The organism is Nocardioides aequoreus, from assembly GCF_000720335.1.
Taxonomy (GTDB): Bacteria; Actinomycetota; Actinomycetes; order Propionibacteriales; family Nocardioidaceae; genus Marmoricola; species Marmoricola aequoreus.
Map to the genome: position 1 here is coordinate 501886 of NZ_JOJN01000001.1, position 8241 is coordinate 510126.

6 protein-coding genes and 1 pseudogene are annotated in these 8241 nt (G+C 73.8%); 2 read left to right on the forward strand and 5 right to left on the reverse strand.

Going from position 1 to position 8241, the window contains the following annotated elements; translation table 11 throughout:
• The first annotated feature begins 27 nt into the window (after nt 1-27).
• Nucleotides 28-1341: an HNH endonuclease signature motif containing protein gene (locus IG63_RS0102475; protein WP_030482799.1), complete on the forward strand. Its 1314-nt coding sequence runs from the start codon at nt 28-30 to the stop codon at nt 1339-1341.
• Nucleotides 1342-1805: 464 nt separating this feature from the next.
• On the opposite strand, the gene IG63_RS0102480 is transcribed toward IG63_RS0102475, so the two are convergent.
• Nucleotides 1806-2045 carry a DUF6411 family protein gene (locus tag IG63_RS0102480; RefSeq protein ID WP_030482800.1) on the reverse strand — a complete coding sequence of 80 codons (240 nt, stop codon included), beginning with the start codon at nt 2043-2045 and terminating at the stop codon, nt 1806-1808.
• 64 nt (nt 2046-2109) lie between these two features.
• Nucleotides 2110-3789: a formate--tetrahydrofolate ligase gene (locus tag IG63_RS0102485; RefSeq protein WP_030482801.1), complete on the reverse strand. Its 1680-nt coding sequence runs from the start codon at nt 3787-3789 to the stop codon at nt 2110-2112.
• Nucleotides 3790-3876: 87 nt separating this feature from the next.
• Here IG63_RS0102485 and IG63_RS0102490 point away from each other — a divergent pair, with 87 nt between their 5' ends.
• Complete coding sequence (locus tag IG63_RS0102490) at nt 3877-5070, forward strand: NAD(P)/FAD-dependent oxidoreductase (RefSeq protein WP_030482802.1); 1194 nt, start codon at nt 3877-3879, stop codon at nt 5068-5070.
• Nucleotides 5071-5076: 6 nt separating this feature from the next.
• Here IG63_RS0102490 and helR read toward each other — a convergent pair whose 3' ends face one another.
• From helR to IG63_RS22500, 3 genes and pseudogenes are all read right to left on the reverse strand, one after another.
• Nucleotides 5077-7248: an RNA polymerase recycling motor ATPase HelR gene (gene helR, locus IG63_RS0102495; RefSeq protein ID WP_030482803.1), complete on the reverse strand. Its 2172-nt coding sequence runs from the start codon at nt 7246-7248 to the stop codon at nt 5077-5079.
• A gap of 108 nt (nt 7249-7356) precedes the next feature.
• Nucleotides 7357-8073: a lipoate--protein ligase family protein gene (locus IG63_RS0102500; protein ID WP_051706061.1), complete on the reverse strand. Its 717-nt coding sequence runs from the start codon at nt 8071-8073 to the stop codon at nt 7357-7359.
• A pseudogene (locus tag IG63_RS22500) lies at nt 8070-8241 on the reverse strand (lipoyl synthase); the annotation flags it as partial. The pseudogene IG63_RS22500 and the gene IG63_RS0102500, both read right to left, overlap by 4 nt.

Sequence of the window (8241 nt, forward strand, 5' to 3'; positions counted from 1 at the left end):
GTCAGTGCCACCACGTAGAATCACTCCATGGAGCCGCACCCCCACCTCCCCAAGCGACAGGTCCTCGACGTCCTCGTCGCGGCCCGCGCCGAGGAGCACGAGGCCCAGGTGCGCCAGCTGAGGCTCGCGCTGGAGTGGGCGCTGCTCCACCCCGCCGCGGAGGGTGCCTCCTACGCCGGCTGGGGCGACGACGGCCTGGTGCTCGGCGACGGTGTCGGCGGACCTCTCCCGCTCGCCGGCGGCGGCGCCCCGCTCGTGGCCGCAGCAGCACCACTCGAGCTCGCTGCCGCGCTAGGCCGGCCGGTCGAGCACGCCCAGCAACTCCTCGGCGACACCCTCGAGCTCGCCTTCCGGCTCCCGCGGCTGTGGGAGCTGATGTGCGCCGGGCACATCCCGGTGTGGCGCGCCCGCGCGATCTCGCGGGAGACCCGCGACCTGAGCCTCGACGCCGCGCTGCACGCCGACCGGCTGCTCTGCGCCGTCCCGGACCAGCTCGACCAGCTCTCCACCGCTGGCGCGGCCCGACTGGTCCACGAAGCCCGGCTCCACGCCGACCCCGACCGCGCCCACGCCGACGAAGAAGCCGCTGCCGCACGTCGTGGGGTGTGGCTGCAGCGCGACGGCCGCGCCCCCGGCGTCACCGACCTCCACCTGACCCTGGACACCCCGGATGCGATCGCCTTCGACCACACCGTCGGACGACTCGCCGGCGAGCTGAAGGAGCTGGGTGACACCGACGCCCTCGACGTCCGCCGCGCCAAGGCCGTCGGTGTCCTCGCCGACCCACAGCACGCGCTCGACCTCATGACCGGGGAGACCACCGACGCCCGACCTCGAGCCGCTGGCACCCTCGATCTGAGCGTGCACCTCACCCCATCAGACCTCGCCGACGATCAGGGCGTCGCAGTGATCGAGCGACTCGGCGCGCTGTCGACCGACCTCTTCGCCGGCTGGCTCGCCCGCCACGCCGTGGACGGCGTCGCCGTCCGAGTCCGACCTGTCATCGACCTCGATGCCGACCACGCCGTCGACCGCCACGACCCAACTCCGGCGATGCGCGAGCAGGCGATCCTGCGCGAAGCGACCTGCGTCTTCCCCGGCTGCACCCGCGACTCGCGCTCCTGCGACCTCGACCACATCGCGGCGTACGACCCCTCCGGTCCGCCCGACCAGACCCGCCCTTCCAACCTCGCGCCGCTCTGCAGGCGCCACCACCGCGCCAAGACCCACGCCGGCTGGAGCTACGCCCGCCGCGACGGCACCTACGACTGGCTCAGCCCGCAGGGCAAGACCTACACCGGCGTCCCTGTCAGGCGGGCACCCCTCGCCACCTGGCGCTGACCAACTGCGCGCCCACCACCCGGGTGGTCGAGGAGGTTGCGCAGCAACCGTCTCGAGACCCCCGCACGCCTGCGCACCTCACCGGGTCTCGAGACAGGCGCTGCGCGCCTTCCTCGACCACCCGCCCCCTGTCGGTCGAGCTTGTCGAGACCCTGCTCGCACGCACCTCACCGGGTCTCGAGACAGGCGCGACGCGCCTTCCTCGACCACCCGCCCCCTGTCGGTCGAGCTTGTCGAGACCCTTGTGCGGCGCTCTCCTCACCGGGTCTCGAGACAGGCGCTAGCGCGCCTTCCTCGACCACCCGGGCGGCCCTGCGCGCCTTCCTCGACCACCCGCCCCTTGTCGGTCGAGCCTGTCGAGACCCCGCACGCAGGTCAGCTCACCGGGTCTCGAGACAGGCGCTAGCGCGCCTTCCTCGACCACCAGGGAGCGCTGCGCGCCTTCCTCGACCACGCGATCCAGCTCAGTCGACCTTGCGGCGGCCCTTGCGGCCGGCGGCAGCGCCCTTGCCGGCCCACTTCGAGGTGGAGTCGAAGGGCTTGCGGCCCCACCGGCCGAGCGGGCCGGGGAGCTTGCCGGCGGTGTTGCCCGCGGCGCCGGCGGTCTTCTGCGTGGCGCGCTGGGGGTGGCGGGAGAGCTTGGGGAGGAGGAAGGCGAGCACGGCCAGCACGACGACCAGCACGACGATGACGGCGATGACCACGAGAGCTCCAAAGGGTGAGAGGTGACTGGCCCGTGCCCAGGTCGGGCGGGTCCAACCATGTCGCCTACGACAGGCCGAGGATGGTGCCGTCGTCGGCGAGGTCGATGCGGGCGGCGGAGGGCTCCCGGGGGAGGCCGGGCATCGTCATCATGTCGCCGCAGACCACCACGACGAAGCCGGCGCCGGCGGAGAGCCGCACCTCGCGCACGTGGAGCTCGTGGCCGTCGGGGGCGCCGAGCGAGGTGGGGTCGGTGGAGAAGGAGTACTGCGTCTTGGCGACGCAGACCGGCAGCGACCCGTAGCCGTCGCGCTCGATCCGCTCGAGACGCCGGCGCGCTCGCGCATCCCAGGTGACCAGCGAGGCGCCGTAGAGTCGCGTCGCGATCGCCTCGACCTTGGCCGTCAGCGAGAGGTCGTCGGGGTAGGTGAAGGAGAAGTCGTACGGCGAGGGCTCGTCGAGCACCTGCAGCACGCCCTTGGCGAGCTGCTCGGCGCCGGGACCGCCGTCGCCGAAGTGGGTGGCGGGGAAGGCCTGCACCCCTTCCGCGGCGACGTGGTCGACCACCGCGGCGACCTCGGCGTCGGTGTCGGTCGGGAAGCGGTTGACGGCGACGACGCAGGGCACGCCGTAGACCTCGCGCACGTTGCGCAGGTGGCGGCGCAGGTTGGCCATGCCGCGCTCGACGGCGTCGAGGTCCTCGGTGCCGAGGTCGGCGAGGGCGACGCCGCCGTGGTACTTCAGCGCCCGCACCGTCGCGACCACGACGGCGACGTCGGGGCGCAGCCCCGACTTGCGGCACTTGATGTCGACGAACTTCTCCGCCCCGAGGTCGGCGCCGAAGCCGGCCTCGGTGACGACGACGTCGGCCAGCCGCAGACCGGCGCGCGTGGCCATGACCGAGCTGCAGCCGTGGGCGATGTTGGCGAAGGGGCCGCCGTGCACGAAGGCGGGTGCCCCGCCGAGGGTCTGCACCAGGTTGGGCGCGAGGGCGTCACGGAGCAGCGCGGCCATGGCGCCGTCGGCGCCGAGCTCGCGGGCGGTGACCGGCGTCATCGCCCGGGTGTAGCCGACCACGATGTCGCCGATGCGGCGCTTGAGGTCGGCCCACGACTCGGTAAGGCAGAAGATCGCCATCAGCTCGGAGGCGACCACGATGTCGAAGCCGTCCTCGCGCGGGAAGCCGTTGGCATGCCCGCCGAGCGCGACGTTGACCTGGCGCAGCGCCCGGTCGTTCATGTCGACCACGCGCTTCCAGGTGACGCTCCGGACGTCGATGCCGAGCTCGTTGCCGTGGTGCACGTGGTTGTCGATCAGCGCGGCCAGCAGGTTGTTGGCGGCGGCGATCGCGGCGAAGTCGCCGGTGAAGTGCAGGTTGATGTCGGTCATCGGGACGACCTGGCTGTAGCCGCCGCCGGCGGCGCCGCCCTTCATGCCGAAGACCGGCCCCATGGAGGGCTCGCGCAGGCAGGCGACCGCGCGGTGGCCGAGACCGTGCAGGGCGTCGGTCAGGCCCACCGTCGTGGTGGTCTTGCCCTCCCCCGGCGGCGTCGGCGAGAGCGCGGTGACGAGCACCAGCTTGCCCAGCGGCCGGTCGGAGAGAGAGGCGAGGTAGCCGACGTCGACCTTGGCCTTGTAGTGGCCGTACGGCACCAGGTGCTGCTCGTCGATGCCGAGCGTCTCGGCAGCGACCTCGCGGATGGGCCGCAGCGTGGCGGCGTTGGCGATCTCGATGTCCGACAGCACTGTCGACCACCCTCCCTCGGTGAGTCCCCCACGGCACCGTAGCCGAGCGGAAGGTGTCAGGCTGCCGCAGCCGGGCACGGGAAATCCATGACCTCTTCGCACTACCGCTACCTGGTCGTCGGCGCGAGCGTCGCCGCCGACGCGGCCGTCAAGGCCCTCCGCGACGAGGACGCCGAGGGGTCGATCGGCGTCGTCGGCGAGGAGCTCACCGGTCCGGTCTACCGGCCGGCGCTCTCCAAGGACCTCTGGCTCAACCCGGAGACCACGATCGACGAGCAGCGGCTGGGCGGGCTCGAGGAGTCGGGTGCCGAGGTACACCTCGGCGTCCGCGCCGTCTCCGTCGACACCGAGGGTCACACCGTCACCTGCGACGACGGCAGCGTGCTCGGCTACGACAAGCTCCTGGTCGCGACCGGCGGCCGGCCGCGGCAGCTCGCCGAGGTGCCCGCGGGCGAGCGGGTCGTCTACTACCGCACCCTCGCCGACTACGAGCACCTGCGCGCGCTGGTGGCCGACAAGCCGCGGGTCGCGGTCGTCGGTGGCGGCTACATCGGCACCGAGGTCGCCGCCGCGCTGGTGCAGCAGGGCTGCACGGTCACCCTCGTCCACCCCGGCGAGGTCCTCGGCGGCCACGTCTACCCGCCCTCCATCGCGCGCACCGTGGAGGACGCCTTCACCGAGGCGGGCGTGACGGTGCGCGGCAGCACCAGCGTCACGGGCGCCGAGACCTACGACGCCGGGGTGCGGCTGCGGCTCGACGACGGCACCGCCCTCGAGGTCGACGTCGTCGTGCTCGGCCTCGGCATCGAGCCGGCCAGCGACTTCCTGCCCGACACCGTCGAGACCGCCTCCGACGGCGGCGTCCGCGTCGGCACCGACCTGCGCACCACCGCCCCGGACGTGTGGGCCGCGGGCGACGTCGCGGAGTACCCCGACCGCCTCCTCGGCCTGCGCCGGGTCGAGCACGTCGACAACGCCGAGCACATGGGCGAGGTCGCCGGCCGGGTGATGGCCGGTGCCGACGAGACCTACGACTACACCCCGATGTTCTGGTCCGACCTCTTCGACCACTGGTACGAGGCCGTCGGCACCATGGACGCCTCCTTGGAGACCGTCGTCGACGAGCGCGGGGGCAACGCCGTGGTCGTCTACTACCTGGACGACGACGCCGTGCGCGGCGTCCTGCTCTGGGACTGCGACGGCGGCATCGAGGAGGCGAAGGCGCTGCTCGCAGAGCAGGGTCGCCCCGACCCGGAGTCGCTGCACGGCCGCATCGGCTGAGGCCACTCACTCCGCGGAGAGCACCACCAGCTGCTGCGTGGCGCGCGTCATCGCGACGTAGCGGTCGACGGCGCCCTCGACGCCGTCGCCGAGACGCTCGGGCTCCACGAGCACGACCAGGTCGAACTCCAGCCCCTTGGCCAGGGTCGGCGTGAGCCACCGGACCCGTGCGTCGGAGGGGCGGGGGGCGGTGCCGATGACGCAGGCGGTGCCCTCGTCGTGCGCGGCGAGCCACTCCGCCAGCACGTCGTCCAGCTCGGCCACCCGCCCGTGCCGCACCGGTACGCCGCTGCGGCGCACCGAGGTGGGCACGTTGGCGTCGGGCAGCGCGGCGAGGATCACCGGCGTCGCCTCCTCCATCACCTCCGCGGGCGTCCGGTAGTTGACGGTGAGCGTCGCCAGCCCGACCCGGTCGACCCCCACGCGTCGGAGCCGCTCCTCCCACGACTCGGTGAAGCCGCGGCGCGCCTGGGCGCGGTCGCCCACGATCGTCAGGCTGCGCGAGGGGCAGCGGCGCAGCAGCATCTGCCACTCGGCGTCGGTGAGCTCCTGGGCCTCGTCGACCACCACGTGCGCGAAGGGCCCGGCGAGCAGGTCGGGGTCGGCACCCGGTGCGGCGTCGGGATCGACGAGCGCCGCCCGCAGGTCCCCCACCCGCAGCATCGACATCAGCTGCATCTCCGAGTCGTCGGTCTCGACCAGGTGGTCGACCACCCGTGCCCGCTCCTCCTGCTCGGCCCGGGCGGCGGCCTCCTGCCGGCGGCGGCGTCGTGACGCGTCCGGGTCGCCGAGCCGCAGCCGGGCGGCGTCGAGGAGGGGCAGGTCGCTGGTCGTCCACGCCTGCGGGTCCGCGCGCTGCAGCCGGCGTACGTCGTCGGGCGCGAGCCACGGCGCGCAGAGCCGGAGGTAGGCCGGCACCGACCAGAGGTCGCCGACGAGGTCGGTGGGCTCGACCAGCGGCCAGGCCCCCGTGAAGCGGTCGACCAGCTCGTCGTGCTGGGCCAGCGCCCGGCGCAGCTGCTCGGACGGCACGTCCTCCTCGTCGGCCTTGTCGAGCAGGATCGCGACCAGCGCCTCCCAGACCTCGTCGCGCGCCTCGTTGTGCGGCACGCCGGGGTCGGCCGAGGCGAAGGCCTCCGCCCAGTCGTCGGCGCCGAGCCACAGGTCGCACCACGGGGTCTCGACCTCCATGCCCTCGGTCGGCGGCTCCTCGTGGAAGCGCACCGCCGGCTCCACGGCCTCCACCAGCTGCCGCGTCGCCTTGAGCGCGGCGACCGCCGGGTCCGGCTCGTCGTCCACGTCGTCCCCCACCAGGTCCCCCACGAGATCTCTCAGCGTGCAGGTCCGCACCCCCTCCTCGCCCAGGTTCGGCAGCACGTCCGCCACGTAGGCCAGGTAGGGCCGAGACGGCCCGACGAAGAGCACACCACCACGCCGGTGCCCCAGCCGCGGATCGGCGTAGAGCAGGTACGCCGTGCGGTGCAGCGCCACGACGGTCTTGCCGGTGCCCGGCCCACCCTCGACGACGAGGGCACCGCGCGAGCCGGCTCTGATCACGGCGTCCTGGTCGGCCTGGATCGTGGCGAGCACGTCGCGCATCCGTGCCGAGCGGCTGCTGCCCAGGCTGGCGACGAAGGCCGACTGGTCGTCGAGGGCGGCCCTGGCATGACCACCCTCCTCGAGCGCGCGGGCGTCGAAGACCTCGTCCCAGTAGTCGCCGACACGCCCCTGCGTCCACCGGTAGCGCCGACGGCTCAACAGCCCCATCGGCTCGGCGTGCGTGGCGCCGAAGAAGGGCTCGGCCGCCGGCGAGCGCCAGTCGACCAGCAGCCGGCGCCCGTCCCGGTCCGCGAGCCCGACACGACCGACGTACACCGGCTCACCCTCGACCGGCACCATCCGCCCCAGGCACAGGTCGAGCCCGAAGCGACGCAGCGTGCGCAGACGGGCGGTGAGGCGGTGGATCTCCAGGTCGCGGTCCATCAGCTCCTGGTTGAAGCCCGCGGCCCCGAGGCGAGCGGCGTCGATCCGCTCCTCGAGGTCGGCCACCGACTCCTCGAGGGTCCGGGCGACGTCGGCGAAGTGACGCTCGTCGGCGCGCACCAGCTCGGGCACGCCCTTCGGGGCGAGCCGCTCGGGCAGGTGGAAGGCGCTCTGCGGCGCGGGATGGCTCGGCACGGCCGGTGATCCTGCACCCCCACCGGGGTCTTGCCGCAAGCCCCGTGGGCGGCTATACCTTGGAGAGGGAAGGGAGCCGCGGCTCGCTTCCCTTCGTCGTCTCCGGGTCTAGAGCTCCCGCGCCAGGGAGCGGCGCAGCGACGCGACGAGGGCCTCTGCCACCTGGTGCCGGGTGATCCCCGGCAGGTGGTCGGCCACGGAGCCGACCGTGCCCGGGTCGAAGGGCAGGCCGAGGTCGCGGTAGCAGTCGGCGAGCAGGTCGGTGAGCCCGTGGCTGCCGTCGACGGTCACGACCGCGGAGTAGACCCAGCCGTGGCGGCTGGTGCGCTGGCCGGTGCCCACCAGCTTGTGGCGGCCGCCGGCGTTGACGCTCCAGCGGCCGGCGCAGTACTCCCCCGGCAGCTCACCCAGCCGCGGATCTTGTACGCCGAGGGCCGCGAGGCCGTCAGCGACGGCCTGGCCGAGCACGGCGAAGCGACGGGTGACGGCGCGTGCCGGCTCGGCGTCGGCGCTCCAGGCGTGCAGCACCAGGCACTGCGGCCCGTACGCCGCCAAGTGACCGCCGACGTGCCGGAGCACCGGCGCGTAGCCGTGCTCGAGGGCCGTACGCCGCGCGGCGTCGTAGCCGGGCAGCAGGGCGTCGCGGCGGGTGAAGGAGGCGGTGGGCTCGCAGCTGCCGACGAGCAGGGTGCGGCGGCCGGGGACGGCGTTGCGCAGGCCGTCGAAGGCCGCTCGCACGCCGTCGACGTCGACCTGGCCCGGCACCGGCACCGGCCGGCGCAGCACCTCCACGTCGTACGCCGTGGGCGCGGTGGGCGCCGTCACCGCGTGCTCGCGCGGGCCTCGACGGCCTGCTGGTAGAGCCGACCGGCGCGGTAGGAGGAGCGGACCAGGGGCCCGCTCATGACCCCGGCGAAGCCGATCTGCGTGGCCTCCTCGGAGAGCTCGACGAACTCGTGGGGCTTGACCCACCGCTCGACCGGGTGGTGCAGC

Coding starts and splice junctions, on each gene's coding strand:
- IG63_RS0102490 (WP_030482802.1), top strand. CDS start 3,877: ATGACCTCTTCGCACTACCGCTACCTGGTCGTCGGCGCGAGCGTCGCC.
- IG63_RS0102475 (WP_030482799.1), top strand. CDS start 28: ATGGAGCCGCACCCCCACCTCCCCAAGCGACAGGTCCTCGACGTCCTC.